At 65.7% G+C, this 25,897-nt stretch carries 21 protein-coding genes and 4 pseudogenes; 10 read left to right on the forward strand and 15 right to left on the reverse strand.

The features are described 5' to 3' along the window. Positions 1 to 73: 73 nt before the first annotated feature. The 5 genes and pseudogenes from C450_RS23395 to C450_RS00230 all read right to left on the reverse strand — a co-directional run bounded on the left by C450_RS23395 (position 74) and on the right by C450_RS00230 (position 5,302). Positions 74 to 795 (reverse strand): annotated as a pseudogene (locus tag C450_RS23395) (ABC transporter ATP-binding protein). Beyond that, the gene (locus C450_RS00215) at positions 792 to 1,664 is read right to left on the reverse strand and encodes an ABC transporter ATP-binding protein (protein WP_005038573.1); all 873 of its coding nucleotides are present in this window, start codon (positions 1,662 to 1,664) and stop codon (positions 792 to 794) included. The pseudogene C450_RS23395 and the gene C450_RS00215 overlap by 4 nt, the downstream one beginning before the upstream one ends. Then, positions 1,661 to 2,875, reverse strand: a complete 1,215-nt coding sequence (locus tag C450_RS00220; RefSeq protein ID WP_005038575.1) for a branched-chain amino acid ABC transporter permease — start codon at positions 2,873 to 2,875, stop codon at positions 1,661 to 1,663. Before C450_RS00220 ends, C450_RS00215 begins: the two co-directional genes overlap by 4 nt. Further along, positions 2,876 to 3,739, reverse strand: a complete 864-nt coding sequence (locus tag C450_RS00225) for a branched-chain amino acid ABC transporter permease (protein WP_005038576.1) — start codon at positions 3,737 to 3,739, stop codon at positions 2,876 to 2,878. A gap of 3 nt (positions 3,740 to 3,742) precedes the next feature. Then, on the reverse strand, positions 3,743 to 5,302 hold the full coding sequence (locus tag C450_RS00230) for an ABC transporter substrate-binding protein (RefSeq protein WP_005038578.1): 1,560 nt from the start codon (positions 5,300 to 5,302) through the stop codon (positions 3,743 to 3,745). A gap of 266 nt (positions 5,303 to 5,568) precedes the next feature. Between C450_RS00230 and C450_RS00235 the strand changes: the two genes are divergently transcribed. Beyond that, the gene (locus C450_RS00235; protein WP_049909756.1) at positions 5,569 to 7,524 is read left to right on the forward strand and encodes a 3-hydroxyacyl-CoA dehydrogenase/enoyl-CoA hydratase family protein; all 1,956 of its coding nucleotides are present in this window, start codon (positions 5,569 to 5,571) and stop codon (positions 7,522 to 7,524) included. Positions 7,525 to 7,563: 39 nt separating this feature from the next. Here the strand turns inward: C450_RS00235 and gatE are convergent, their stop codons facing one another. Then, positions 7,564 to 9,468, reverse strand: a complete 1,905-nt coding sequence (gene gatE / locus C450_RS00240) for a Glu-tRNA(Gln) amidotransferase subunit GatE (RefSeq protein WP_005038582.1) — start codon at positions 9,466 to 9,468, stop codon at positions 7,564 to 7,566. A gap of 196 nt (positions 9,469 to 9,664) precedes the next feature. Then, positions 9,665 to 10,289 (reverse strand): annotated as a pseudogene (locus tag C450_RS23610) (IS6 family transposase); the annotation flags it as partial. Positions 10,290 to 10,425: 136 nt separating this feature from the next. Here C450_RS23610 and C450_RS20490 point away from each other — a divergent pair. The 4 genes and pseudogenes from C450_RS20490 to C450_RS00255 all read left to right on the forward strand — a co-directional run bounded on the left by C450_RS20490 (position 10,426) and on the right by C450_RS00255 (position 12,077). Further along, positions 10,426 to 10,587 (forward strand): winged helix-turn-helix domain-containing protein, encoded by a 162-nt coding sequence (locus C450_RS20490; protein WP_241430222.1) that lies wholly within the window; start codon positions 10,426 to 10,428, stop codon positions 10,585 to 10,587. Positions 10,588 to 10,666: 79 nt separating this feature from the next. Further along, positions 10,667 to 10,900, forward strand: a pseudogene (locus C450_RS23400) (transposase); the annotation flags it as partial. A gap of 3 nt (positions 10,901 to 10,903) precedes the next feature. Continuing rightward, positions 10,904 to 11,062: pseudogene (locus tag C450_RS22530) on the forward strand (IS6 family transposase); the annotation flags it as partial. Positions 11,063 to 11,219: 157 nt separating this feature from the next. After that, positions 11,220 to 12,077, forward strand: coding sequence for a TrmB family transcriptional regulator (locus tag C450_RS00255; RefSeq protein ID WP_005038586.1), 858 nt, complete (start codon positions 11,220 to 11,222; stop codon positions 12,075 to 12,077). Between the two features lie 51 nt (positions 12,078 to 12,128). Here the strand turns inward: C450_RS00255 and C450_RS00260 are convergent, their stop codons facing one another. The 4 genes from C450_RS00260 to C450_RS00275 form a co-directional block, all read right to left on the reverse strand. Further along, complete coding sequence (locus C450_RS00260; RefSeq protein WP_005038588.1) at positions 12,129 to 13,595, reverse strand: lipopolysaccharide biosynthesis protein; 1,467 nt, start codon at positions 13,593 to 13,595, stop codon at positions 12,129 to 12,131. A gap of 3 nt (positions 13,596 to 13,598) precedes the next feature. Continuing rightward, positions 13,599 to 14,546, reverse strand: a complete 948-nt coding sequence (locus C450_RS00265) for a hypothetical protein (protein WP_152424368.1) — start codon at positions 14,544 to 14,546, stop codon at positions 13,599 to 13,601. A gap of 102 nt (positions 14,547 to 14,648) precedes the next feature. Continuing rightward, positions 14,649 to 15,383 (reverse strand): phosphocholine cytidylyltransferase family protein, encoded by a 735-nt coding sequence (locus tag C450_RS00270; RefSeq protein ID WP_005038591.1) that lies wholly within the window; start codon positions 15,381 to 15,383, stop codon positions 14,649 to 14,651. A 102-nt stretch (positions 15,384 to 15,485) separates the two neighbouring features. Continuing rightward, positions 15,486 to 16,730 carry a CDP-glycerol glycerophosphotransferase family protein gene (locus C450_RS00275; protein WP_005038592.1) on the reverse strand — a complete coding sequence of 415 codons (1,245 nt, stop codon included), beginning with the start codon at positions 16,728 to 16,730 and terminating at the stop codon, positions 15,486 to 15,488. A 167-nt stretch (positions 16,731 to 16,897) separates the two neighbouring features. Here C450_RS00275 and C450_RS00280 point away from each other — a divergent pair, with 167 nt between their 5' ends. Next, positions 16,898 to 17,842, forward strand: a complete 945-nt coding sequence (locus tag C450_RS00280; RefSeq protein ID WP_005038593.1) for a glycosyltransferase family 2 protein — start codon at positions 16,898 to 16,900, stop codon at positions 17,840 to 17,842. A gap of 1 nt (position 17,843) precedes the next feature. Here the strand turns inward: C450_RS00280 and C450_RS00285 are convergent, their stop codons facing one another. The 3 genes from C450_RS00285 to aglG all read right to left on the reverse strand — a co-directional run bounded on the left by C450_RS00285 (position 17,844) and on the right by aglG (position 21,299). Continuing rightward, positions 17,844 to 18,803 carry a hypothetical protein gene (locus tag C450_RS00285; protein WP_241430220.1) on the reverse strand — a complete coding sequence of 320 codons (960 nt, stop codon included), beginning with the start codon at positions 18,801 to 18,803 and terminating at the stop codon, positions 17,844 to 17,846. A 469-nt stretch (positions 18,804 to 19,272) separates the two neighbouring features. Beyond that, positions 19,273 to 20,346, reverse strand: coding sequence for a rhamnosyltransferase WsaF family glycosyltransferase (locus C450_RS00290; protein ID WP_005038595.1), 1,074 nt, complete (start codon positions 20,344 to 20,346; stop codon positions 19,273 to 19,275). Further along, positions 20,343 to 21,299, reverse strand: coding sequence for a glucosyl-dolichyl phosphate glucuronosyltransferase (gene aglG / locus C450_RS00295; RefSeq protein ID WP_049909757.1), 957 nt, complete (start codon positions 21,297 to 21,299; stop codon positions 20,343 to 20,345). Before aglG ends, C450_RS00290 begins: the two co-directional genes overlap by 4 nt. Before the next feature lie 178 nt (positions 21,300 to 21,477). Here aglG and C450_RS00300 point away from each other — a divergent pair, with 178 nt between their 5' ends. After that, on the forward strand, positions 21,478 to 22,104 hold the full coding sequence (locus C450_RS00300; RefSeq protein ID WP_005038597.1) for an RAD55 family ATPase: 627 nt from the start codon (positions 21,478 to 21,480) through the stop codon (positions 22,102 to 22,104). 435 nt (positions 22,105 to 22,539) lie between these two features. Here C450_RS00300 and C450_RS00305 read toward each other — a convergent pair whose 3' ends face one another. After that, positions 22,540 to 23,523, reverse strand: a complete 984-nt coding sequence (locus C450_RS00305) for an FKBP-type peptidyl-prolyl cis-trans isomerase (RefSeq protein WP_005038598.1) — start codon at positions 23,521 to 23,523, stop codon at positions 22,540 to 22,542. Positions 23,524 to 23,651: 128 nt separating this feature from the next. Here C450_RS00305 and C450_RS00310 point away from each other — a divergent pair, with 128 nt between their 5' ends. The 3 genes from C450_RS00310 to C450_RS00320 are packed head-to-tail and all read left to right on the forward strand — an operon-like array spanning position 23,652 to position 25,836. Further along, positions 23,652 to 23,897, forward strand: coding sequence for an amphi-Trp domain-containing protein (locus tag C450_RS00310; RefSeq protein WP_005038599.1), 246 nt, complete (start codon positions 23,652 to 23,654; stop codon positions 23,895 to 23,897). 54 nt (positions 23,898 to 23,951) lie between these two features. After that, entirely contained in the window at positions 23,952 to 24,578 is a 627-nt protein-coding gene (gene cyaB / locus C450_RS00315) for a class IV adenylate cyclase (RefSeq protein WP_005038601.1), read from the forward strand. A gap of 58 nt (positions 24,579 to 24,636) precedes the next feature. Beyond that, positions 24,637 to 25,836 (forward strand): methionine adenosyltransferase, encoded by a 1,200-nt coding sequence (locus C450_RS00320; protein ID WP_005038602.1) that lies wholly within the window; start codon positions 24,637 to 24,639, stop codon positions 25,834 to 25,836. Positions 25,837 to 25,897 lie beyond the last annotated feature (61 nt).

A 25,897-nucleotide genomic window follows, 5' to 3' on the forward strand; every position in this document is an offset into this window, starting at 1 on the left:
GTTGATTCTGTGCCGACGAGAGTTACCGATCGTAATCCCCAAAGGGATCCGTTTCGGTGCGGGAGGTCTCCGACTATCCACCGAGGTAGACGTCGTGGATGTACTCGTCCTCGCGGAGTTCTGCCGGTGCGCCCTCGCGGACGATCTCGCCGTTTTCGAGCAGCGCGATCCGGTCGGCGTGGTCCATCGCAAAGGTCACGTTCTGCTCGCAGAGCAGGATCGTGACACCGGCGTCCTGGATGCGGTCGAGGCCGTCGCTGATGTCGTCGAGCACCACGGGTGCGAGCCCGAGTGTGGGTTCGTCGAGCACGAGGAGGTCGGGTGAACTCATCAGCGCCCGGCCGATGGCGAGCATCTGCTGTTCGCCCCCGCTCATCGTCCGGGCGTGCTGGTCGGCGCGCTCTTCGAGCACGGGGAAGAGATCGTAGACGAACGACCGGCGCTCGTCGGCGTTCCCGCGTCGAAAGGTGCCGAGCGAGAGGTTGTCGGCGACGCTCATGTGGCCGAAGAGGTCGCGCTCCTCGGTGCAGTGGATCAGCCCTGTCTCTTATACACATCTNCGGCAAGCGTCGTCTTCCCCGCGCCGTTGGGGCCGATCACCGAGACGATCTCGCCGCTTCCCACTTGGAGATCGATCCCGCGGAGCGCAGCCACCTTGCCGTACGAGACCTGGAGGTCCTCGATCGCGAGCGTGGTCTCGTCTCCGGCTTCGCGGTCGGTTCGCTCGCCGCTGTCGGCCTCGTCCGTTCGCGTGGTGCCGTCGGAATCGCCGGCGGCGTCGGTGTCTGTGCTCATAGCCCTCCTCCGAGGTACGCCTCTTGAACCTCCTCGTTCGCCCGGATCTCCTCGGGCGTGCCCGAGGCGAGCTTCGAGCCGAACCGAATCACGATCGCCCGATCGATCAGCGAGAGCAGCCCGCGCATGTTGTGATCGACCACCACCAGGGTCAGTCCCTCCTCGCGAAGCTCGGTGAGGAGCCCGGAGACGTCCTCGACCTCACCACCGGAGAGTCCGGCGAACGGCTCGTCGATCAGGAGGAGATCGGGATCGGTCGCGAGCGCTCGGGCGAGTTCGAGCCGGAGGAGCCCGGCGTGGGGGAGCTCGCTCGGCGATAATTCGGTACGATCGCCGAGCCCGACCCGCTCGCAGATCGCCCGGGCCTGTTCGCGCAACCCCCCGCGAAAGCCCGACAGCGAGAACAGTCTATCCGGCGTGAGTGCGAGCGCGACGTTGTCGAGCACCGAGCGGTCTTCGAGCGGGCGGAACGACTGGAACGTGCGCGCGAGGCCGCGTTTCACCATTCCGTGGGCCGCAGTGCCGGTGACGTCCTCGCCGTCGTAGTGAACTGTCCCGGCGGTGGGCGGATAGACCCCGGTGACGCAGTTGAACGTCGTCGACTTCCCCGCGCCGTTCGGCCCGATGAACCCGAGGATCTCGCCCTCCTCGACCGCGAAGGAGAGATCGTCGACCGCTGTGAGACCGCCGAAGCGTTTGGTGACGTTCTGGAGGACGAGGAGCCCGTCGTCCGGCCCGTAGGCATCGCTCGCGGCCTCCGTTTGGGGCTCGCGCTCGGCAGTCGTCGGCCCGTCAGGCTCGCTCTCATCGGTTTGTGCTTCGTTCGTCGCGCGGTCGTTCGTGGCGTCGGCGTTCGATTCAGTACTCATTCGTTCTCACCGCCGTCGAACCGATCGTTCAGTGCGTCGAGTGCGCGCCGATACCGTTCGGCCGTCTGCTCGATGGGGTTCGTCGCGTCGCTGCCCTCGGTGGCTTCGTCGGGACCACGACCGCCATCGGTGGCGACGGTTTCGCCTCCGCGGGCGCGCCGCAGCCCACGCCGGCCGGCTCGGATCGCCGACGGGAAGATGCCCTGGGGCAGGAAGTAGACGATCACCATCGCCAGCAGCGCGAACAGCAGCAGGCTGGCCTCGTTGACACCGACGTCGACGAGGGGAATGGTGGCGTCCTGCTGGTTCAGGAGATCGTTGGTGAAGTAGAAGAACACGCCGCCGAGCCCCGCGCCCACGATCGTCCCCATCCCGCCGAGGATCGCCGCGATCAGCACCTCGATACTCACGATCAGGCCGAGGAGCTGGCTCGGCTGAGGGCTGCCGACGGGGGTGTGGACGAACATCGCGCCTGCGAGCCCGCCGACGGCCGCGCTCAGCACGAACGCGAACACCTTGAACTTCGCCACGTCGAGTCCCGCCGCCGCGACCGCGTCCTCGTCCTCCCGGATCGCGGTCAGTACCGAGCCGAGTCCCGAACGCATGAGGAGGAGGAGCGCAAGCATGACGGCGAGAAAGAGGCCGAGCGCGATGTAGTAGTTCGCGACGACCACCAGCTCGAACTCGTCGGCGGTGACGAGGCTCGCGGGCGAACTCAGCCCGAGCTCGCCGCCGAAGATCCCGCCGTAGACGATGAACGTCTGGAGCAGGATCAGCGGTGCGACCAGGGTCACGAGCGAGAGATACGGCCCGCGGAGTCGGAGTGCGGGCACACCGATCAGCACGCCCGCGACCGCCGCGAGCACGACCCCGGCAGGGATCGAGAGCGTCGGCGGGACACCGTGGCCGAGGTTGAGCAGCGCCGAGGTGTACCCCCCGACCGCGAAGAAGATCGCGTGGCCGAAGCTGATCTCGCCGGTGTACCCCGACACCGTGTCCCAGCTCATCGCGAACAGGCCGAAGTACAGCGCGCCGATGAGCACGAGGAGCTGGGTCGTCGACACGCCGAGAAACGGGAGGAGGGCGAACACCACGACGCCGAGGAGCCCCACGAGATAGCGTGGAGCGAGAAGCGACGCGAACAGCGACGGCTCGTCGGTCGTCGCGGACGGGTTCTCGACCGTCTCGCCGGAGAGGTTTTCGTCCGCCATCTACGCCTCCGCGAGCTCCCGGCCGAACAGGCCTTCGGGACGCACCAGGAGGACGAGCACGAGGATCACGAGACCGGCGAGCCCGCTGAGCCGCGGGTCGATCGCGGAGGTGGTGATGACTTCGAGGAAGCCGATGACGTACGCCGCCACCAGGCTCCCACGAATGGAGCCGAGTCCACCGAGCACCACGATCGAGAACGAGAGGATCAGCGGCTCGCGCCCCATCGCCCAGTTCGCGGTCTGGTAGGACCCGAGAAAGAGGCCGGCGAGGCCAGCGAGGACACCGGCGATCGCCCACGTGTAGAGGTTGATCCGGTCGCTCTCGATGCCGACCAGCGCCGCGCCGCGCGGGCTCATGCTGGTTGCGAGGATCGCCTTCCCCGTGCTCGTGTAGTTGATGAACGCGAACAGCCCACCGATGAGCACCCACGAGAGCACGACCGCCACCAACAAATTGTTCTGGACAGCGTTGCCGAGGATCTCGGTGTTACCCGCGACGAGCGTGGGGATCGCCCGGGGCTGGCTCCCCTCGACGATCCGGATGACCTCCTCGACGACGATCGAAGCCAGGAGCGTGAGTATCATCACGACGATGACGTTGTCGCTGCGGCGCTCGGCGAACCCCTTGTAGAGGAGCACGCTGAACAGCGCCGGGACCGCGATCGCCGCGAACACGCCCGCCCAGATCCCAAAGCCCGCCGTCGTGACGTAGTAGGCGGCGAACGCGCCGATCGTGATGACCGCCCCGTGTGCGAGGTTGATGGTCCCGCCGACGCCGAAGATCATCGTAAAGCCGATCGCGACCAGCGCGTACAGCGAGCTGATCACCACCCCGTTGATGAGGATGTTGGCGACATCGACCATCGATCAGATCCAGGCAGGCGGCTGGTAGTCGGCGGTCTTGTACTGTTCGGGCCAGATGACTTCCTGGACCCCGCCGCCGTCCTCGCCCTCCTGCCACTGGAGGAACACCGGGTAGATGGCGTCCTCGCTGTAGATCGGGTCGTGCGGGTGGTCCTCGTCGCGCCCGTAGAACTGAAGGTTGCCCGTCGTCCCGGTGAACGAGGCCTCTTCCATCGCCGACACCAGCTCGTCGGCGTCGGTCGTGCCCGTCTGCTCGACCATCGCGGCGTAGAGTTTGATCGCGTCGTACGCGATGTACCCAGTATAAACTGGATAGCTGTCGTACTCCTCGTTGTAAGCCTCCACGAACGGCTGGGTTTTCTCGGTGACCTCGCTCTGTGGCGTCGCGGAGGTCTGGGTCACGCCGTAGAGACAGGCCCCGTTGACCGACTCGTAGTAGGAGGGAAGCTGCATCGGGACGTGGATGCCCGCAAAGCCGAACGGCCGCTGCTGTTTGGCCCACTGGACGACCGCCTCGGTTCCCGTGTGGGCCATCGCGGTGAACATCCCGCTCACGTCCGCACTCTCGACGTCGTCGAACAGCGGTCCGAAGTTCGTCGTCCCGCTCGCGTAGCGCTGATTGCCCCCCACCTCGACGCCGACCTCGCCGAGGCTCTCGTTGAACAGCTCCGAGATCGGCTCGGTCCACGTGTAGTCCTCGACCATCGCATACGTCGAATCCCAGCCCATCGCCTCGAAGTTGGCCTTCCCGAAGTCGATCATGTTCCGGCCGAGGTCGAGGTCGTTGAGCGGACCCGCCCGGAAGTGGTATTTGAACTGCTCGTAGTTCTCCGCGATCATCGCCGAGACCTCCGTGCTCGCCGCACCGGCCGTAATGTGGACCGTCTGCTGTTGGGCGATGTCGTCCATGATGTTCAAGAGGACCTCGCTGGTGAACACGCCGGTCGTGAGGTCTGCCTCCTGGTTCAGGACGAGCTCACGGTAGCGCTGCTGACCGGTCGACGGGTCCTCCTCGGTGTTTCCGACCGCCAGCTCGACCTCCGCGCCCCCGATCCCGCCGTTCTCGTTGAGTTCCGCGACCGCGAGCTCCGCGCCGTTGACGATCGAGCCACCGATGGGATCGTTTTCGGGGTTCGGGGCCAGCGCCCCGATCGTGATCGGACCCTCGATATCGGCGCTCCCGCCGGAGCCCCCACCCGATGCGTTGCCGCTGCCGCCGTCGGTCCCATTGCCACCACCGCCGGAGCCGTTGTCACTGGAGCCGGTGCCACCGCTCGCACCGGAACCGTTGTCGCTACCGCCCGAATCGGAGCCGCTACCTCCGGAACCGCCACCGGAGCCGCCGTCACCGCCGGAGCCACCATCACCGCTGGAACCACCGCCGTCGCCGCCACCGAGGCTGAGACAACCCGCAACCGCCGCCCCGACCGCTGCACCGCCGGTCGCCTTCAGGAACGTCCGCCGACTGCTGTCTCCCTCGTCAGCCGAGGGACTGCTGCGTCCATCGTCCGCCGATGGGTCGTTGCCGCTCTCACCGTTCGATTCGTTACCATTGTTAACCATTGGTAGTCCGTGACTAGGACACATTGTTCATAAAAGTTCCGGATGGTACAGTTCGTGAAGCGACAGGTCGGTGCGTCTTGATTGGCTGGGCCCGAACGGGTTCGGGGTCGGTTGCAGAGAGTCGACAGGCCGGACCCACGAAGGGATGGCGGGTGGCCCGGAATCAGTCGTTCCGCCCCGACCATTGCTTAACAATGATGAGTGTGTTCCGGGATTCGCTGACCAGTGGCGATGGAGTTAACTCCGTGCCGGGTGGGTTCGTCTGTATGGACGCCAGTGAGATCGAGCGTGTCGCGGTGCTCGGCGCGGGCAACATGGGCCACGGCATCACCGAAGTCGTCGCGATCGCGGGCTACGACGTGACGATGCGTGATGTCGAAGAAGAGTTCGTCGACTCGGGCTACGAGGACATCGAGTGGAGCCTCGACAAACTCGACGAGAAGGGCCGGATCGACGAATCCGCCGACGACGTGCTCGATCGGATCGACATCACGACCGACCTGGAGACCGCGGTCGGTGACGTCGATCTCGTGATCGAGGCCGCGCCCGAGCGAATGGCGCTCAAACAGGAGATCTACGGTGAACTCGACGATTTCACACCCGACGACGCGATCCTCGCCTCGAACACCTCGTCGCTCTCGATCACCGAGATCGCCACCGCCGTCGACGATCCCGAACGCGTGGTCGGCACCCACTTCTTCAACCCCCCAGTCAAGATGGACCTCGTCGAGGTCATCTACGGCGAGCGGACGTCGGACGAGACCGCCGAAGCTGCCCACGCGTTCGTCGAATCGCTCGATAAGACCCCGATCTACGTCCGGAAGGACGTCCAGGGGTTCGTGGTCAACTCCGTGCTGGGACCGTTCATGGTCGAGCCGGCGTGGATGGTTTCAAATAGTGAAGCCACCATCCAGGAAGCCGACGCCGCGATGGTCCATCAGCGGGGCTACCCGATGGGACCGTTCGAGCTCGGCGACCTGACCGGGATCGACATCGGCTATTCAGTACGGGAGGAGGCCGGGATCGAGAACCCGCCGCTGATCGAGGAGAAAGTCGAAGCCGAAGAGCTGGGCCGCAAGACCGGCAAGGGCTACTACGACTACGAAGAAGGAGAGGGAGCCGACTACGAACCCGGGGATGGCGAGGGGTTCGATACGCTTCGTGTCGAGGCGCAGATGGTGAACGAGGCCGCGAAGCTCATCGGGCAGGACGTCGCGACCCCGGAAGCGATCGACACCGGAATGCGCCTCGGTGCCGGGTTCCCCGAAGGCCCGTGCCGGCGTGCCGACGACATCGGACTCGATCGGATCATCGAGAAGCTCGAAGCGCTCCACGACGAGACCGGCGAGGAGCGGTTCGCGCCCGCCGATTACCTCGTCGAACTCGGCGAGAGCGGGAAGACCGGCGCGGACGCCGGGCAGGGGTTCTACTCCCACGGCGACGGCGACGAGCGGACGTATCACGACCTGAACTACGAGATCGACGACCGGGGCGTGCTCGCGATCGAACTCGACAGGCCCGAACGGTTGAACGCGCTCTCACAGGACCTTCTGGAAGAAATCGACCACCTCCTTTCCACTACTGATCCCGACGAGCTTCGCTGCGTCACCATCGAAGGCACGGGCGAGCGCGCGTTCTCGGCCGGCGCGGACGTCACCGGGTTCGCCGACACCGAGCCCGCCGACGTGCTCCGGGCGACGCCGACCTACGAGACCGTCGCGGAGTTTCCTCGTCCTGTCATCGCGAAGATCGAGGGGTTCTGCCTCGGCGGCGGCCACGAACTCGCGCTCGCGTGTGACATGCGGATCGCGACCGAGGGCTCCAAATTCGGCCAGCCCGAGATCGGACTCGGCCTGATCCCCGGCGGCGGCGCGACCCAGCGACTCACCCGGCTCGTGGGTGCCGCGCGCGCGAAGGAACTCGTCTTCCGCGGCCACCAGATCGACGCCGCGACCGCAGCCGACTGGGGGATGATCAACCGTGCGGTGCCGGCCAACGAGCTCGACAACGCCATGGAAGAAGTCCTCGCCGACATCGTGAACGGGCCGCCCGTCGGCCTCGAAGTCGCGAAGAAGGTGATGAACGAGGGCGCGGACGCCGACCTCGACGCCGCCCTCACGCTCGAACGCCAGGGCTTCTCGATTCTGATGGGGACCGACGACGTGGCCGAAGGCACCGCCGCCTTCCGCGAGGACCGCGACCCCGAGTTCGAGGGACGCTGAATCTCTAAATCGAATCGAAAAACCCGCCCAAACGCCGTCTCAGGCCCGTTTCTGAATCTCTTCGCGGAGGAGTTCGCTCACGGTGTCGCCCTCCGCGCGACCGCCGAGCGCGCCCATGCACTCGCCCATCAGCCCGGAGAACGCGCCCATTCCCTCCGTCTCGACCTGATCCGCGTTGCGCTCGACCACCTCGACGACGATCTCGCGGACTTCCTCGTTGCCCGCACTCCCGAGTCCCTCCTGATCGGCTGCCTCCGCCGGCGAGAGGTCGGGGTTCTCGGCGAGCGTCGCGAGGAGGTCGGGCAGCCCCTCCGTCGTGACCTCGCCGGCGGTGAGCAGCGCGAAAGCGTCGAGGAAGCGATCGTCGTCCAGCTGCTCGATCGGCACGCCGTCGCGCCGGAGCTCGGTGACGGTGCTCTCGACGGTTTGGGCCGCGAGCGTGGGATCGACACCCTGCTCGACTGCCGCCTCGAACAGCCCCATCCGCCAGCCGTACGCGACCTGTTCTGCGAGGCCGGCGTCGAGATCGTGCTCTGATTCGTAGCGGTCGACTTTCTCGGTCAGGAGCTCCGGGGGTTCGACGTTCTCGATGTCGAGTTCGACGGGTGGAACGTCGGTTTCGGGGTACATCCGCGCCGCGCCAGGAAGCGGACGGAGGTACTCCGAAGTGGTTTCTTGGACCCCGCGGGTCTCCTCCGGGACGCCCGCGATCGCCGCGCGGGCGCGCTCCGCGACCGCCTCGATCGCCGCCGCGGCTGGTTCGGGATCGGCGGCGACCATCGCCACCGCGTCGTCCTCGCTCGCGTCGACCGCCTCCCGGAGCGCGTCGACCTCACTTTCGGTCACGCCGTAGGCGGGGAGTTCGTCGGTGTGGAAGATGCCGCCGACGCCGTGGCGTTTGGCGTGGTCGGCGAACTCGGTGCCGAGCCGGCGATCGGGCTGGATCTCGTGGCCCACGAGCCCCGCGAACCCCTCCAGTCGAACGGCCATCGCGCGGCCGTCGCCCGAGAGCGCGCCGTCGATCACGCTGCTGTCCGTCCCGGCGAAGACGTCGGTCACGTCCACGGGCTCGCCGACGCCCGCCTCGCGCTCGTCGAGTTCGTCACGGATCGCGAGGAGTTCGACCTGTCTGTGGACCTCTCCCGCCACGATGTCGTCGATGTCGTCGAGACTCTGGACGCCCTTGAGCTCGACGCGCGCACCCTCCGCGATCGAGACGTTGACGTCCTGGCGGATGGTCCCGAGCCCGCGCTTCACAGTACCAGTCGAGCGCAACAACATCCCGATGCGTTCGGCGGCCTCCTTCGCCTGAGCGGGCGAGGTGATGTCGGGCCGAGTGCCGATCTCGACCAGCGGGATTCCCAGCCTGTCGAGCGCGTACCGCACGCCCGATTCGGTCTCGTCGACCCGTCCAGCGCTTTCCTCTTCGAGCATCAGGTCCTCGATTTCAACTGTGCCCGCCGAGGTCTCGATCGCGCCGTCGTCCGCGACGAGCGCCGAACGCTGAAAGCCCGCCGTGTTCGAGCCGTCGATCACGAGCTTCCGCATGACGTGGGCCTGGTCGATCGGCGTCATGTCGAGCAGCGCGGCGATTTCGAGCACCACGTCGACCGCCTCGCTGTCGATCCGTCCCGGCGGCTCGTCGTCGGCTTCGACCAGACAGGTGGAGTCGAACGCGAGATACTCGAACTCGCGCTCGACGCTCGCCTCTTCCAGCGCGGCGACGTCGATCTCGCCGAGCTCGCTCCGCGTGGGATGGAGGTATCGGCGGAACCGATGGGTCGAGTTGTCGGGCTCGCGCCGATCGGTCGGGCAGCCACAGAACAGTTTGGTGTCGGTGTCGAGCTGCTGGTGGATCTCGAGGCCTGCGACGAGACCCAGTTCCTCGTAATCGTGATCATGACCCGGATCGCCGTCGGGATCGTGGTCTGGCTCCGCGCTCATTGGGGCGACCTGCGGCGCGGAGCGACAAAAACCCGTCCAGTCGTCGCGACGCGATGCCGGACGTTGGACGCGGCAAAATCGCGGCGTTCGCGCGGGACTGCCAGTGATTGATATCGAGATCACCAACGGAACTCGTGTGCTTTCGTACATCCACCGATTGTACACGTTTTCATACAGTATTCAGGTCGCGGCACTGCTAGATTGAGCTCTCCAGTTCGAGTAGTTCGAGCGAGATTTGATTCTCCAGCGTTTGGTGGTTTCTGAGGTGATCGTAGGAGGCGGTGTCGGCAGTCAGCCAAGCGCCGAACGCTGGCTGACTGCCGTTCCAGGTTTCGTGAAATCGGCCGACACGCATGGTGTAGGTCTGGAACAGCTTCTCGACGATGTTCCGCTCGGAGTAGTTGAGGTCGCCCAGCAGATCGGTCTTGGCCAGCGCCGTCAGGTAACCCATACCGTCGACGAGGAACTCCGCGTCTCCGAGCGGTGCTCCTCCTTCAATTCGCAGAGGACGTCGTTGCGGGCCCAATCCCGTGATTTTGAGAAAGTCGTGCTTCACGCACGACTTTCGAATCGACATCGATAGCGGCGTAGAGCCACACCTTCTCCTCCTCAGCGAGCTGGATCTGCTTCTCGTCGGCGGCGATACGATCCGGGTCGGCGGTGAAGTCCTGATCGTAGTGGTCGGCGTAGGATTGGTACCAGTGGTGAATGGTGGCACGGGTTCGGCTGACGCCGAACCACTCGCAGAGGTCGCGACACTCCGCCAGCGACGCTGCAGCGGCGTGAGCAGCGCACGCCAGCCTGATCAGCCAGGCTGGCGTNCTGACGCCGAACCACTCGCAGAGGTCGCGACACTCCGCCAGCGACGCTGCAGCGGCGTGAGCAGCGCACGCCAGCCTGATCAGCCAGGCTGGCGTCGACGCACCAGCCTGGAAACCGCCGCTTGTCCGGGAGTTTATCGCTGAGAACTTCCGCGTTGAGTACCCGCTCGCACACATCTACCACGTGATGCACAAGATCGGGCTGTCGATCCAGACAGCCCAGTCGATCGCCTATCAGGCCGACTCAGGAGAGCAGCGACACTGGCACAACCAGTTCAAAAAAAGTGGCCGACGCTGAAGGCAGAGGGCTATCGGATCGTCGCGATCGGTCAGCATTCCGAACGGTCGCAACCAACCAGAAGCCCGATTGATTCCCGGTGAACTCATCCCCAAAACTGCCGGTCTCGGGCGCTCGTGAGAGGGTAAACATGCTCGGAGCCGTCACCGACGACGGCGAACGGTTCGTGGCTCTCACACGGAACCAGTTCAATGCTGAGGTCGCGAAGCACTGTCTCCGGGCGATATGCCACGAGTTCGGCGAACAGTTCGCGATCGTCTTGGACAACGCGAGCTGCTTCATCGCGAACACGCTGGAGAAGCAGGCCGCCGCCGACGGCCTCGATTTCCGCTCCGAACGACACGGAAATCGTAACAGCGCCGGACGTGTCCTCCGCGAGGGAAAACGACGCACCGCCTCGTTCTCGAACTGTTTCAGTCACGCCGATCCAGCAACTGCCGACGAGTGGTTACGATCGTTCGCCGTCGCATCGAATCTGCGTATCCGAACACTACCCACGAGGTGCTCGTTATCACAGACGACACACCGCTCCGAAAGCTGTCGTGACCGCTCGGAGACGGTCATATGCCCCATCACAGCCGCTCGCGACGCGCCTCCGGCAGCGTTACAACCCCGACCGATGAACCGTCGGTATGACCGACGCCGATCCCACTGGAACGCTCGATCGGGTTGGCCTCACCGAATACGAGGAGGGTGCGCTCACCGAGCTGTTCAGCCTCGGACGGACGACCGCGCCGACGCTCGCCGAGGCCACCGGCATCCCGAAGGCCCGGATCTACGGTGTGCTCGACGCGCTCGCCGACCGCGGGTTCGTGAAGGTGATCCCCGAGCGCCCGAAACGGTACCAGCCCCGCTCGCCCGAATCGATCCTCGATCGCGCGGTCGAGAACCGCCGTCAGGACTACGAAGGATTTCGGACGGACCTCGACGACCGGCGCGAGGCGTTCCTCGACGAGTTCGAACCCCGATTCGAGCGAGCGAGCGAGGACGTCACGCCCGCCGAGGAGCTGTTCTCGGTGGTCGACGTCGGCGAGCCGAGCGAGTCAGAAACCAGACGCCTCTACCACGAGGCCCGTAGTCAAATACGGGTTCTCTCGAAGAGCTTCGAGTACCTCGACACCGTCGCGCCGGCGCTCGCCGACGCACTCGAACGCGGGATCGACGTCGACGTGCTCGTGCTCCATCCGGACAACCTCTCGGCATCGAACGCCGCGATTCAGGCCGACATCGTCGAACGACTGCGGAACGAGTTTCCCGATGTCGGACTGCGATTCAGCACCGAACAGCTCCCCTGGCGGGGCACGCTCGCCGATCCGAGCATGGACTACGAAACCGGCACCGCTATCTTGCTCGTCCAGGAGGACGAGATCCCCAACCACCTGCGTCAGGCCGCGATCACCGAGAACGGATCGTTCGTCGCGGGGCTCCAGCGCTACTTCGAGCTGATCTGGGAGTACGAGAGTGTCGGGAAGTACCCTGGCGGACGGTAGGCAAACACCGCATCACGATCGACGGTCGCCCGTCGAGAGTGCTCGTGGTGACTACCGTATGACGTTAACCAACTGGTCGGGCAGATTGTCACGCACCGTGGTTCGGAACCGCTCGGATACCACCGACAGCGCCGTGAAGTACGTCACTGCACCGACGCCTGCGAGTGCGAGTGCAACCGGGATCGACGCGCCGAAGGCCATCCGACCGCCGAGCACCACGATCCCCATCACGGCCGCCGAGAGCCACTGTTTGAGGAGCTCTCGCACCGGAACGGGAACGTCGATGACCGCGGTCAGTGCGCGGTAGCCAACGAGGAGCGAGACCACCGCCGAGATCGCTGTGGCGACCGCTGCCCCGCCCCAGCCGTAGCGCCAGACGAAAACGACGTTGAGCACGAGGTTCGCACCGATGAACACACCGTTGACCCGGAAGGCGGCGTCGGGTCGGTCGATGGCGTTGAGTGCGTTAGTGAACTGGTTGCTGTATCCGTACACCAGACGGGCGATCACGAGAACCACGAGCACCCAGTGACCGCGCGCGAACGCCGGGTTGTAGATCGAAAGGATCGCATCGCCGAGAAGCGCCGCGCCGACGAGGCCGGGGATGACGAACAGCCCGGCATAGGCGAGCGCGTCCTCGACGAGTCCCGACACCCGGCCCGGCCCGTCGGTGCTCGCGATCTGGCTGACTTCCGGGAACAGCGCGTTGCTGATCGCCGTGCTGAACACCGCAAACAGTGAGGCGATGTTCCACCCCACCTCGTAGACTGCGATGAGATCAGTCTGATTCGCCGCCAAAAACGCACCGAGGACGATCGTATCCATCGATTTGAACGCCTGCGTCTCGATGCCGCCGAGCCACGAGTATCGGGCGTACGACACCAGCCGCGAGAAATGCTGTCGAGTCGGGAGCGTGATCCCGAGCGGCCTCTGACGTCCGAGAAGCGCGATCCCGGCGAGCGTCGCCACCAACCCGGAGACCGCATAGCCCCAGAACAGCCCCGTGATGCCCAGCCCCACGAACACGACCCCGAGGTGGAGGACGCTCCGCAGCGAGCGTTCAGTCGAGCCGAGCACCGCGGCGACGTGAACCAGATGGCGACCGTTGAGCACCGCACGCAGAAACGAGTAGCCGATGCTCACGAGCAACAACAGCACGATGAACGGCGTGTAGTTCTCGATGGCGTCCGTGATCGGTCGCTCGGGGAGCACGCCCACAAACCGCCACGCCACGACGAGCAGCACTGCCATCACGACGAAGACGGCCAACTGTAGCGTGGCCCCCGCCAGCAGGTAGGCATCGTCGTCACCGGCTTCGCTGAGACGCTTGTTGACAGCCTTGCGGACCCCGAGATCGCCGACGATCTGAAACCAGACCACGACCGAGATAACGACGGTGTAGGTCCCGAAGACGTCGTCGCCAAGGACCCGCACGATGGCCAGTGTCGCCAGAAACCCGACCGCGGTCGAGATGATCTGCGAACCGAAGCCGATGATCGAGGTCTGGCCGATCCGCATCGGTCAGCGATACCCCAGTGCTCGCAGTCGTCGCTCGACGTCATCGCCCTCGGCGGCCGACACCGAGTGAGTGCCCTCGTCGACCACTGTCCGTCGCTCGCCGTCGATGGTCGCCCACGGCACCCTCACCAGCGCCGGCAGTCGAAGCCCCTCGGGGTGGCCGTACAGCCGCAGCGGGAGTGGCCACGCGCGTTCACCGATCGCGTTGCCGTGATCCGTAGTGAGCACGGTCCGCCCGTCGAGTTCCGCTGCGAGGTCCGCCGTGTGTTCGAGCACGAGTTCGAGGTTCTCGGCGTAGGCCGCCCACACCTCGTCACGATCGGCCGTTCCCCGCTCGATGGCCTGCCACGGGTCCTCCGCATCCGGCGACCGGCGTTCGGGGCCGGCGATTCGGTCGGGATGCCAGCCGGTAAACCGACGCTCGTACCCCACGAACGGGTAGTGTGGCTGCATGAAATGGCAGATGAGCCGTTTGTCGGGATGGCGCTCGTGGGCCGCGAGCGTGGCATCCACGACCGCCTCGGGGAGCACGGTTTGCTCGTCCTCGTCGAACGCCGTCCGCCAGACTTCCACGAGCTCGTGAAACGAGTCGCCGGCGGCCAGCGAGACGTGTGGGTTGGCCGAAACGTACACCGTGTCACCGAACGACTCGTCGGCGAAGTTCCGGCGAACCCACTCGGCGGTCATGCTTCCACGGCTAGTGACGCGGCGGTAGTCGTCGAACGCATCGGCGTCGGCAACCGTTTCGAACAGATCGGCCCGGCAAGCATCGAGCACCACGAGCGTATCCCACTCCTCGTCCATCACCCCGATGCCACCGTCGCCCGGATGAACCCGCGTCTGGAACGGCCGGACGATTCGCTGGACGAGACGGTCCTTCCACCACTGTCCATCGTCGTAATGGGTGGCGAGTTCGTCGACAGCGTAGCGAACGAGCCGCCGGGCGTTCATCGCTCTCGCCCCGTCTCGGATGGGTGAGAACGTCTTCGTTCTCTCGGTCGGGCGACAACCATCGGCGACGGCCATGCGCTCGGCGCTCGCGGTCCCGGAGCGTCAGCCATCGATGCCGTCGGCCTCGACGGTTCGGTACAGCTCCCGTCCGGAACGAAGGTCCTCGGCGTCGTCGATTTCGACCCACGGGCCGACTGGCGCGACGCAGCCAACCGAGACGTCGCCGAACAGTTCGGCAAACGCGCGCTCGTACCACTCGCCGAGCGCCTCGTTCTCGATGAACTCACCGAGCGTCTCGACCAGCCGTCTCGCGCTCTCGGCGTCGAACTTACAGAGGCCGATGTACTCGCCGTCGGCCGCAGCGAGCTCTTTGCCGATGTCGACGACCGTTCCGCCGTCGATGGCGACGGTCATCTCCTCGTCATCGAGTGACTTCTCCTGATCGATGACCAGCGTCGGCCCTGTGGCGGCGACGAGGCGGCCAACGGTCTCCGGCGAGAACAGCGTATCGGCGTTGACCAGCGTGAACCCGTCTGTAAGCGTTTCGCGCGCCAGCCAGAGTGAGTAGAGGTTGTTCGTCTCGGCGTAGCGCTCGTTTTCGATGTAGTCGATCTCGAACGCCGAGACGTCAGCACAGTAGTCGCGAATCCGTGCGGCCTCGTGGCCCACGACCATCGTGACGCGGCGGTAGTCGTTCGCTCGAAGCGCAGCGAAGATGTGGCCGAGAATGGGCTTTTCGCCGACTGACAGCAGTGTCTTCGGTGTATCGTCAGTACGGGGTTGCAACCGTCTCCCCATGCCTGCCGCGAGCACGACGGCGTGGTCGTTCTCGGTCATTGTCCCTCCCATGTCGGTGTCGGTTTATATGACTGTGGAATCCCGGAGACGGCGTGCCGCCGGCGCTCGGTCCGCGGCTGCCAGCAATCGTCAGGCGATACGTTACTCTCCGGCCGAACGCACGAACGAGTACACCCGCTCTGCGGCGTTCCCGTCGGGATCGTCGAAGAACCGATCGCGCACCCGTTTCCGCTCGGCAGCGTACGGATCGTCGTCGCCGAGCGCCGTGGTAATCGCCGTGTGGAGCTCAGCGCCGTCGGTCGCCACGGGGCCGGGCGTCACCGTCTCGTACTCGAAGTACAGCTCCCGGTCTCGGGCCACGTACCGTTCGAGATCGTAGGGGAAAAACACCAGCGGGCGATCGAGGAGCAGGAAATCGAAATAGAGCGAGGAGTAATCCGTCAGCAGACAGTCGACGTGCTGGAGCATCGCGTGAACGTCGAGCCCCGCCGGCACCGCAACGATCCGGTCGTACGCGCCGTCGTCGAAGGCGATCTCGGTACTCGGGTGGAACTTGCAGAGTAACACTGCCCCCTCTTCGGCGAGGAACGCATCGAGTGCGGCGAGATCGATGTCGGCGTCCGCGATCGGGTTGCCGCCGGTTTCCCGCCACGTCGGCACGTACGCCACGACGTCGTTGTCGGCCCGTAGCTCCCGTAGCCGCGAGAGCATCGTCGGATCGGAGCCGATGTCCGCCCCGGAGACGGTCCCGAAGAGCGCGTCGTTGCGCGGGTAGCCGAGAGACACGACCGACGCCTCGCTCGTGGCAAACGCCGAGGCGAACTTCGGAACGAGACTCGCAGCGGTGGTCACGACGTCATCGTAGCTTCGATAGAGCAGCCGCGTTTTGAGTCGGTTCGCCCACCCCATCCGCTGGAGATAGTAGCTGTCGTCGAGCGAAACCCGCTTCAAGGGGACGCCGTGCCAGAGGTTGACCGCTCGCGCACCGATCGCACACGACATCACGACGTCGTTGAGCGAGTGGGTGAAGAAGACGGTGCCGGCGCGGAGCGTGACGTACTTCCCGTACAGCGTGTCGGCGTGGTGGGCCTCATAGCCGCGTTCGCGCAGTTCGCCGACGATGTCCCAGCGGCGAGAGAGCCACACCGGACGAACCTCGTCCGCGTGTTCGTTTGCGGCGTGCAAGAAGAGATATTTCGAGTTCTCGGCAAAGCGGGTCCCGCCGTTACAGCCGAACACCCAGAGCCGTTCGTCGCGCGGCGACACCAACCCGAGCGCGTAGAGTAGCCCCTTCAGCAGGCCACCGAAACACGCCGTCACGAGCCGACGAACCCCGGCGAGACGGGCGTCCGATGGCCCGTCGTCGCGCTGGCGTTCGGAGTGCATACCATCGCTTCTCCGCGAGCGGGAATTGGGCGTTTCGCTTCGCTACCGACGAGCAGGGCAGCTCCGACGGCAATCGAACGGCCCCGTTCGGCCGTCGATCCACCCACGAGAGAGCCGTCGGGATCGGAACAGTGTAAACCCCGCCGCCCGGTTGAGTGACGAGAACCGTGACGGACGCCATCTCGCTGCCCGATTCGCTGCGGACCGGCCCCGGGCCGCTGGTGTCGGCCATCGTGCCGACCTACGGCGACGCCGAATACCTTCCGGAGGCTCTCGAAAGCATTGCGGCCCAGACGCACGAAAACATCGAACTCATCGTTGTGGATAGTTCTGGCGTGGCGTGGCTTCGCGATCTCGCCGCCGACACCGTGGGCTTCGAGTACATCCACGAGGAGCCGCGCGGGCTCGCGGCGGCGCGAAACACCGGCCTCGACGCGGCCACGGGCGACGTGATCGCGTTTCTCGACGCCGACGACCGCTGGCGACCGAAAAAAACCGAACGACAGCTCGCGGCGCTCGATGCGGGTGCGGACGTCGTCTACGCCGACGTGTATCTCCGCCAAGCGGGACGCACGCGCTACCTGTCCGCACTCCCCGTCCAAAACCCCGACAGCCATCACATCGACTTTCTCTACGAGGGTGGGGTGCCGATGCCGACGGTCGTGGCCCGCCGGGACTGCTTCGTCGACGAGCGCTTCGACGAGCGCCTGCCGGCGGTCGAGGATCGCCACCTCTGGGCGCGGCTGTTCGCCCGCTACACGCCCGCCCGCGTCGCTGAGCCGCTCGCGTACTACACCCGCCGCGACGACTCGATGAGCTCCGATATCGAAACGATGTACGAGGCGGAGCGTGACGTGATCGCGGACCTCTGTGAGCGGCTGCCATCAGTCACGTCCCACCGGACGGCGCTCGAACGCAAGGCGCGGTACAAACGCGGCAAACGACTGCTCCGCGCCGGCGACGCGACAGCCGCCCGTACGGCGCTTCGAACGGCGTTTGCGGCGGATCGCACCGACCCGCGGACGCTCACGCTGCTGGCTGTCTCGTTGCTTCCTTTCGGGCATCGTCGGCTGCTGGAACTGCTCGAAGCCGTACAGGAACGATTGCGATAGCTCACCGATAGCCGAGGGCACGCAGTCGGTCTTCGACGGCTGCCGTGTCGGCCTCCCGTGGCTCGACCGACGGTTCGTACTCGCCGGTGTCGCGGCCGGTCGTCTCGGCCCACGGGACGAGTCTGACGCTCGGGAGGAGCACGTCGGAATCGTGGCCCCAGAGACCGAACTCGCCGAAAGCGTTGCCGTGGTCGGCGGTGATGGCGACCCGTTCGGCGTCCATGTTCTCCAAGAGAACCTCGATGTCGTCGAGCACGTACCGAAGATTGTCGCGGTAGGCCGCCCAGACCTCCTCGGCGGGGATCGTGTAGCCGGCTTCCGACCACAGGCTACCGAACGATCCCTCGCCGAAGTCGTCGGGCGTGCCGAACGATCCGAGGTTGGGGTCCGGCACGAACGGTGCGTGGGGCTGCATGTAATGGACGACCATCTGCTCAACCCCGTTGTCCTCGCGGCGTCGCCACGTGTCGATTGCGCGATCGGTCAGCGGCCGCGCGGGGATCGTGTGGTACTGTTCGTCCCATGCGTACTCCCACACTTCGTCGAGGAGCGCGAACGAATCATCGTCGAGCGCACGGGCGAACGGGTTCCCGGTGACGTATGCCGTCCGCGCCATCTCGTCGGCGTACTCCGGCGTGAAGTTGCGCGCCAGCCAGTCTTCGGACATGCTCGCCCGTGAGCGGAAGGTGCCGATCTCGCCGAGGAACTCGTACTCGTCGGCGACCTCGTGGAGCAGATCGGTGCGGCAGGCATCGAGCACCAGCAGCACGTCCCAGTCGGGTTCGTAGATCGGCCGGCCGGGGTTGCCGACGGCCTCGACGAGGCGCTGATTCGCGACCACGAACACGTCTCGCCACGCGTCCAACAGCCCCTCACGTGCGCCGTCCAGTCCGTTCCGTCGCGACTCCTCGATGGCGTACCGACCCCACTTTCCGAGCCAGTACGCGGGCGATCGCTCCATTGGGAGGAGGGCACGGCCGACGATCATGAGCGTTACGTTCGCGGTGCCGGCATGCCTGGGACTGGGAGGGATCGTTGTCACTGTTTCCCGGTAGCCGCCGGCCCCGTACCGATGGCGTACCGAAATGACGGACGACAGTCCCTCTCACCATCCGAACAACCGAGTCCTGCATCGGTTCATCGCCCGATGTTCAGTCACGGAAGGACAACGAACCGAACACAATGGTGCATATCGCGGCGAGAGCGCCAAACCGGGGGCCACTTCCGCTACTAGTTGCTGACTGTGATGGCCCCGACGGAGGCAAGACAGCCGACCATCAGGATCACGATAGAATCGTTGACGGCCGGAACAGGACTCCGGCGGAAGCGTTCTCGCTTCTGTCAGACAGGGATAGTCGATTGCACTATCCTGGTACTGAGACTCAGTGTCGTGAGATGATTTTCCCCCTCGCCTCGGCTTCTCTCGTCGGTTATCGGCCCTCTCCCCTCGCCACGCCTTCGAGTACCTTCCCGTACGTCGCCGCCACCCGCTCGTAATCGAACCTGCGAACGAACGTCCGGAACGCCTCGGTGGCTCCCTTCTCGTCGTCGGCTCCGTCCTCGTCGCTGGCTCCACCATCGCCCGCTCGTCGCACGGCCCGGGCGATGGCCGTCGGCGTCGGGTCGCAGAACGTGACGTGCTCGCCGAAGCGCTCCTCGGCGCGGCCGCGAGCCTGCACGACGCCCAGCCCCGCTGCCGCATATTCGAGCACTTTCAGCGTGTGTGGGTCATCAACCAGCGAGATTCCGACGTCCGCGGCGTGGAGATAGCCCGGCACCGCGTCGTGATCGACCGTTCCGAGAAAGACGACGTTCTCGCACTCGCGGGCGGCGCGCTCGACATGCTCCACCAATGATCCCGCACCGAGCACGACGAGCGTCCACCCGTCCAGGCGCTCGATCGCCGCGAGCAGTTCGTCGATGTGGTAGATCGGTTCGAGACCGCCGACGTAGATCGCCACTCGGTCGTCGGCGTCGATCCCCACGGTGGCGAGACGGTCGCGTGCGCGCTCGACGCTTGCCGGGTCGGGATCGGCGAACCGATCGTACGCCACCCCGAGGTCGGTTGCGGTTGCGGCGCGGGCGTACCGCCGGACGCGATCTCGTTCCTCCTCGTAGACGTAGAGAGTGTGATCGGCGAGCGTGAAGGCGACGTTTTCGGCGGCCCGGACCGCGAACGCGAGTTCCGAAGAGTGAGTGTCGGCGAACTGCCGGATGGGATCGATGTGGTCGACCACGAACGGCGTTCCGAGGAGTTTCAGGACGACGCCGGCCATCGCGCCCGAGCGCGTCGTTCCCACGACGACGTCGTAGCTGTCGCGTTCGCGGAGCGAGGCGAGGAGCGTTTGCGGGGTAGTCCCGCGGAGCGTCACGTCGATCCCGTCCTTGCGGAGGTGTTCGGCGATCCGCCGCCGCCCGACGCTGATGTCCGCCGGCTTGTCGGGTGTGAGCCACAGCACTCGCAAGGCCGTACTGCCCTCCCGCTCGCCGTCGGGGTTCGTCATGCCGCCGACCCGAGATCGTTGGGATACTGGGTGAGTCCGTAACAGTAGCCGATCCCCACCAGAGCAGTGAACGCGACCAGCCCGACCAGCCTGGCTGCGTGCTCGCGTGACGGCTCACGGAGGAGGTCCCACAGTCGACCGGGGAAGAACTCGACGAGGAGTCGGCCGAGAAACGCGCTTTCCTCGCCCGTCGAGTCGGCGACGAAGGTCTCCATCGCTCGCTTCGAGTAGCCCTGCCAGAACGCGCGGTCGGCGAGCCACCCCGGCCGGGTGCGGTACTCGAACACCTTGTGTGCCACTCGTGCGTCGGGGACGTAGTAGACGCCGTGGCCGTACTCGCGTTCGAGGCGGGCGCAGAGCTCGGTTTCGCCACCCTGGAGGTTCGCATCCCCCTTCCGACCGCCGATGGCTGGATCGAACCCGCCGAGGTCGAGGAACGTGTCGCGGTCGAACGAGATGTTCGAACCGAACGTGTTCCGGACTTCGCCCGCCGCGGTCTCGTCACCGTCGGGGCCGAACCCGCGATGGGTGACGCCAACGAGCCAGAAGAACTCCGCAGGGAGGAAGGCCGGTCGGCCAGCGACCCACTCGGGGGTCATCCGTCCGCCGACCGCGGGTGCGCCGGTGCGCTCGTAGGCCCCGACGAGGCGCTCGACCCACTCGGGGTCGGCCCGGACGTCGTCGTCGACGAACGCGACGACCTCACCCGAGGCGAGCTCTGCGCCCGTGTTCCGACTTTCGAGCAGTCCCCGGTTTGCGTCGTTGCAGTGGATCACGACGTCCTCGCGCTCGCCGTACGCTTCCCGCACTCGCTCGGCAAGGTCTGGTCGCCCGTCGACCACGATCACGAGCTCCACGGGTGAATGGGTCTGGTCGAGGACAGTGTCGGCGGCCTCACTGAAGACATCGAACTGCGCCGGATCGTACGTACAGAGGACGACCGAGACCCGCATAGCGCCCTCTCGAACGGGCCAACGGATAGCCGTTTCCGTTTGCGGAACCGCCGCCACCGCGCGCTGTCGGCGGCGTTCGGGATAGTGACCCGCGTTCCGGATGCCGGTCCGCGTGCCGAATCCGACCATGATTCGAGCGTGAGCAAGCTTTATCCAGCGCCGAACTCAGGAGTGAATAATGTCGTCGCGTCTTCCCACCGGGATCGACCTCCTCGACCAGCGCCTCGGCGGCGGCATTCCGCCGGGAAGCATCGTCGCGCTGACCGCGCCGCCAGCGAGCCAGGCCGAACTCCTACTGTATGAGTTCATGGCCCCGCGCGAGACGCTGTATCTCACGCTCGACCGAACGGAACTCGCCGTGGCCGACGCGCTCGGACGGACATCGATCGACACCGGCGATCCGACGATCCAGTCCGTCGCCGCGGACTCGCGGGTCGATCACGCCATCGAGCTGTCCGGGGATCTCCCCGAGCGCTCGACGCTGATCGTCGATCCCCACACCGTGCTCGAACGTGAGGACCGCCCGCGTTTTCGGGAGTTCATGACGCGACTCCGCCGCCACGTCGTCGACACCGAAAGCGTCGCCGTGCTCCACTGTCTCGACGGCCGAAACGTGCCGGCGCTACGCGACACCACCGCCCACATGGCAGACGTGATCCTCCGGCTGACCGCCACCACCGCCGGCACGGCGGTCGAAACCAGACTCGCGGTCCCCAAGTTCCGCGGCGGACGCGCGCTCACCGAGACCCTCAAGCTCCAGCTCACCGATCGCGTCGAGATCGACACCAGCCGCGACATCGCCTGAGATACCGGTTCCATCACCGAACGACCGACTAACGGGGAGAGCGCAGCGCAACTCGGAGTCCCATCGATCGGGTCGTCGATACGTTTCCCAGTCAGTAGCTCGACAGCTGCAACGAACGACGAAGACCGATGACGCGAACGGTTCAGATCGTCGACGACGCTGGAATCCGCGAGCGACTCCGGTTTACGCCCGAGAAACACGATTTCGGGGTCGCGACGAGGTCGATACCATCCTGCCGGTGGTGTTGTTGACGGCGGCAGAATCCCGTGAAGAGATCGATGATGCGGTCGACGTGGCCGATCACGTCGAGAAGCCGTTCCGGGCGAACGAGGTCGTCGACTGCGTGCAGCGCGTGCTGGGAGAGTCGGCGTCGGACTGGGGAAAATCGACGGCTCCGGGGAATACGGTCGTCGAAAGAGTACCGCTGTTGGACGATTACTCGTCGACGTCGCCGAGCTCCTCGGTGATCTCGTCGGCGTCGATGTCGGCGTCTTCGAGCTCTTCTTCGATGGCTTCGAGGTCGGCCTCCTCGCCACCGCCGCCCATACCGCCCATCATGCCACCCATGCCGCCCATCATCCCGCCGGAGCCGTCGATGACCTCCTCGACGATCACGCGGTCGAGATCGAGCCGGTCGATGAGGTCGCCGAGGATCTGCTGTTTGCCCATCATCCACTGCTGGTCGAACTGGAGCTGCTGGGACTGCTCGATGTAGAGCGTCTCCTTCTCGACGGTCTCGGTCTCGAACTCGGGTTCGGCTTCCTCGTCGTCGTCCTCGTCCGCCGCCTCGTCGGGTTCGACCATCCGCTCTTCTTCCACTTCGTCGACCTCGATCCGCATGTCGAGGTCGGCGTCGAAGTACATCCCCAACATTCCCTCGGCGCGCTCGATCCGGTCGTCGACGGTGTCGAGCACTTCGTACTCGTACTCGACGTCCTCGCCCGCGAGGGGGTGATTGAAGTCGACGCGCGCGCGGCCGCCGATGATGGTGTTGACGTGGCCGTGCTCGCCCTCGATGTCGACGTGGCCGCCGGGATACCGGTCGTCCTCGGGGATCTTCTCCGCACTCAGCGTCCGGACCTCTTCCTCGTCGTACTCGCCGAACGCCTCGGCCGCGGGCACGGTCACGGAGCCGGAGTCGCCGGCCTCGCCCCCGATGAAGTCCTCCTCGACGGCGTCGAAGAGATGGCCCGCACCGACCGCGATCACGCGCGGCTCGAAGGTCTGCTGCTGGTCATCGACGCCTTCCTCCTCGGCGACGTCTGGATCGGTAGTGTCGACGAGCTGGTCGTTCTCGACCGAGCGGGCGGTGTACGCGAGACGGACGAAGTCTCCCTCCTGGATGCCGCTCGATTCGGCATCGTCGGCATCGCTGGGCTCGTCGTTCGGTTCGGCGGCCTCGGGCTGATCGTCGGTCATGTGCGCACTCACACCCGTTCGACGTTTAAGAACAACGTTTCGAGTTCGGTAGCTTCGAGCAGACGAATCGAAACGCTCCGACGACGAGCGGCGGAGATCTTATTATATTCAGGCGTGTCTACTATGGTATGGTTGATACTACCACCGCGAGCCAGACAGTCTCACGGGAGGACGTCGCGGGAGAGTTGGAATCGCTCGCGAACGAGCTACGTGACACCGAAAGCGAGATCGATGTCGCCGTCGGCAACAAGTCGGTGACGCTCAGCCCGGACGAAACGGTCGAGTACGACATCGAAGTGAGCGAACGGGAGCCGATGATCGGCGACAAGCGCGAATCGATCAGCATCGAGGTGAGCTGGAAAGCGGACGAGTAGTCCATCGCGGCGCTCATGTAGCGGAGGCGAGTGGCACCCGCCAGAGGCTACCGAATGTACGAAGTCGAACTCAAGGTCCGTGCCGCCCACGAACCGGTCCGGGAAGCGCTCGTGGCCCGCGAGGCCACGTGCCTCGGCACCGTCGAGCAGAACGACACTTACTACCACGCACCACACCGATCGTTCGCCGAAACCGACGAGGCGCTCAGACTCCGCCGCGAGACGCGGGAGGAGAACGTGGAGAACCCAGAGGACGTGGAAGGCACAGAGGAGAGCACGGCCCACCTCACCTACAAGGGGCCGCTCGTCGACACCACGTCGAAGACCCGTGAGGAAGCCGAAACCGTCGTCGACGATCCCGAGGCGGCCGAGACGATCGTCGAAGCCCTCGGCTTCTCGCCCGCCGCCAGCGTGCGAAAACACCGCGAACGGTTCGCTCTCGGGGAGTACACGATCGCGCTCGATAGCGTCACGGACGTGGGACAGTTCGTCGAGATCGAGCGCACCGTCGAGACCGAGGCCGAGATCGATGCCGCTCGCGACGGCGCGCGCGAACGCCTCGCCGACCTCGACCTCGATCCCGACGACCAGCTCCGAACGTCGTATCTCGCCCTCCTGCTCGATGCGCGCGGGACGGCGGACGAGCAGAACGAGCGTGACGGTGGCAATAACCCACGATAATCCTCCTGTGCGCAAAAGTTTCCGTAAGTTATAGACCGGCCGGCCGCGAACCTCGGTCATGACCGAACGGAACATCCGGGTCGAGGCGCTTGACCGGCCCGCAGTCGACGACCAGACCGTGGAGATCGTCGAACGAAAGGGCATTGGCCACCCCGACTCGCTCTGTGATGGGATCGCCGAGAGCGTCTCGCGCGCGCTCGCGGCCGCGTATCTCGATCGGGTGGGGACGATCCTTCACTACAACACCGACGAGACCCAACTGGTGGCGGGCAACGCCGCGCCCGCCTTCGGCGGCGGCGAGATGATCGAGCCGATCTACATCCTGATCGTCGGCCGCGCGACCAGCGAGTACGAGGGCACGAAGATCCCGACCGAGCCGATCGCCCTCCGGGCGGCCCGCCAGTATCTCGACGCCCACGTTCCCCACCTCGACGTCGGCACCGACGTGATCCTCGACGCGAAGCTCGGCGAGGGCAGCGGCGACCTCCAGGACGTGTTCGACGACGGCAGTGTCCCGATGGCAAACGACACAAGCTTCGGGGTGGGCCACGCGCCACTTTCGGAAACCGAAGAAATAGTTTTGAACACCGAGCGCCGACTCAATCGGGAGTATGCCGCCGACAATCCCGAGCTCGGTGCGGACATCAAGGTGATGGGGAAACGCGAAGGCGACCGGATCGACGTCACCGTGGCGGCAGCGATGATCGACGCCCACATCGCAAGTCTCGGCGAGTACACCGACGCGGTCGCGGGCGTGCGCGAGTACGTCACCGACCTCGCCCGCGAGTACACCGACCGTGAGATCGAAGTGCGAGTGAACACGGCCGACGACTACGACGAGGGCTCGATCTACCTCACGACGACCGGGACTTCGGCCGAACAGGGCGACGACGGCTCGGTGGGCCGGGGGAACCGCGCGAACGGTCTCATCACCCCGAACCGCTCGATGTCGATGGAGGCCACCTCCGGCAAGAACCCCGTCAACCACATCGGGAAGCTCTACAACCTGCTCTCGACCGAGATCGCCGAAAGCGTGGTGGACGAGGTCGACGGCATCCGCGACCTCCGGGTACGACTCGTGAGTCGGATCGGCCAGCCGGTCGATCAGCCCCACGTCGCCGACGTTCACGTCAGCACCGAATCCGGCGTCGCGATCGGCGATGTGGAGAGCAAGGTCGGACGGATCGTCGACCGCGAACTCGCCGACCTCACCGACGTGACCCGTCGGGCCGTCGACGGTGAGATCGCGACGTTCTGAGCCGACGGCCGACCGTCATCCCACAGCAGGACGCAATACACAAGAGCGTCGAACCCTTCTT

The organism is Halococcus salifodinae DSM 8989, assembly GCF_000336935.1.
Taxonomy (GTDB): Archaea; Halobacteriota; Halobacteria; order Halobacteriales; family Halococcaceae; genus Halococcus; species Halococcus salifodinae.

Excerpts from the sequence above, each read along its gene's own strand:
- C450_RS00215 (WP_005038573.1), bottom strand. The coding sequence starts at position 1,664 with ATGAGTACTGAATCGAACGCCGACGCCACGAACGACCGCGCGACGAAC.
- C450_RS00220 (WP_005038575.1), bottom strand. The coding sequence starts at position 2,875 with ATGGCGGACGAAAACCTCTCCGGCGAGACGGTCGAGAACCCGTCCGCG.
- C450_RS00225 (WP_005038576.1), bottom strand. The coding sequence starts at position 3,739 with ATGGTCGATGTCGCCAACATCCTCATCAACGGGGTGGTGATCAGCTCG.
- C450_RS00230 (WP_005038578.1), bottom strand. The coding sequence starts at position 5,302 with ATGGTTAACAATGGTAACGAATCGAACGGTGAGAGCGGCAACGACCCA.
- C450_RS00235 (WP_049909756.1), top strand. The coding sequence starts at position 5,569 with ATGGACGCCAGTGAGATCGAGCGTGTCGCGGTGCTCGGCGCGGGCAAC.
- gatE (WP_005038582.1), bottom strand. The coding sequence starts at position 9,468 with ATGAGCGCGGAGCCAGACCACGATCCCGACGGCGATCCGGGTCATGAT.
- C450_RS00255 (WP_005038586.1), top strand. The coding sequence starts at position 11,220 with ATGACCGACGCCGATCCCACTGGAACGCTCGATCGGGTTGGCCTCACC.
- C450_RS00260 (WP_005038588.1), bottom strand. The coding sequence starts at position 13,595 with ATGCGGATCGGCCAGACCTCGATCATCGGCTTCGGTTCGCAGATCATC.
- C450_RS00265 (WP_152424368.1), bottom strand. The coding sequence starts at position 14,546 with ATGAACGCCCGGCGGCTCGTTCGCTACGCTGTCGACGAACTCGCCACC.
- C450_RS00270 (WP_005038591.1), bottom strand. The coding sequence starts at position 15,383 with ATGACCGAGAACGACCACGCCGTCGTGCTCGCGGCAGGCATGGGGAGA.
- C450_RS00275 (WP_005038592.1), bottom strand. The coding sequence starts at position 16,730 with ATGCACTCCGAACGCCAGCGCGACGACGGGCCATCGGACGCCCGTCTC.
- C450_RS00285 (WP_241430220.1), bottom strand. The coding sequence starts at position 18,803 with ATGGAGCGATCGCCCGCGTACTGGCTCGGAAAGTGGGGTCGGTACGCC.
- C450_RS00290 (WP_005038595.1), bottom strand. The coding sequence starts at position 20,346 with ATGACGAACCCCGACGGCGAGCGGGAGGGCAGTACGGCCTTGCGAGTG.
- aglG (WP_049909757.1), bottom strand. The coding sequence starts at position 21,299 with ATGCGGGTCTCGGTCGTCCTCTGTACGTACGATCCGGCGCAGTTCGAT.
- C450_RS00300 (WP_005038597.1), top strand. The coding sequence starts at position 21,478 with ATGTCGTCGCGTCTTCCCACCGGGATCGACCTCCTCGACCAGCGCCTC.
- C450_RS00305 (WP_005038598.1), bottom strand. The coding sequence starts at position 23,523 with ATGACCGACGATCAGCCCGAGGCCGCCGAACCGAACGACGAGCCCAGC.
- C450_RS00310 (WP_005038599.1), top strand. The coding sequence starts at position 23,652 with ATGGTTGATACTACCACCGCGAGCCAGACAGTCTCACGGGAGGACGTC.
- cyaB (WP_005038601.1), top strand. The coding sequence starts at position 23,952 with ATGTACGAAGTCGAACTCAAGGTCCGTGCCGCCCACGAACCGGTCCGG.
- C450_RS00320 (WP_005038602.1), top strand. The coding sequence starts at position 24,637 with ATGACCGAACGGAACATCCGGGTCGAGGCGCTTGACCGGCCCGCAGTC.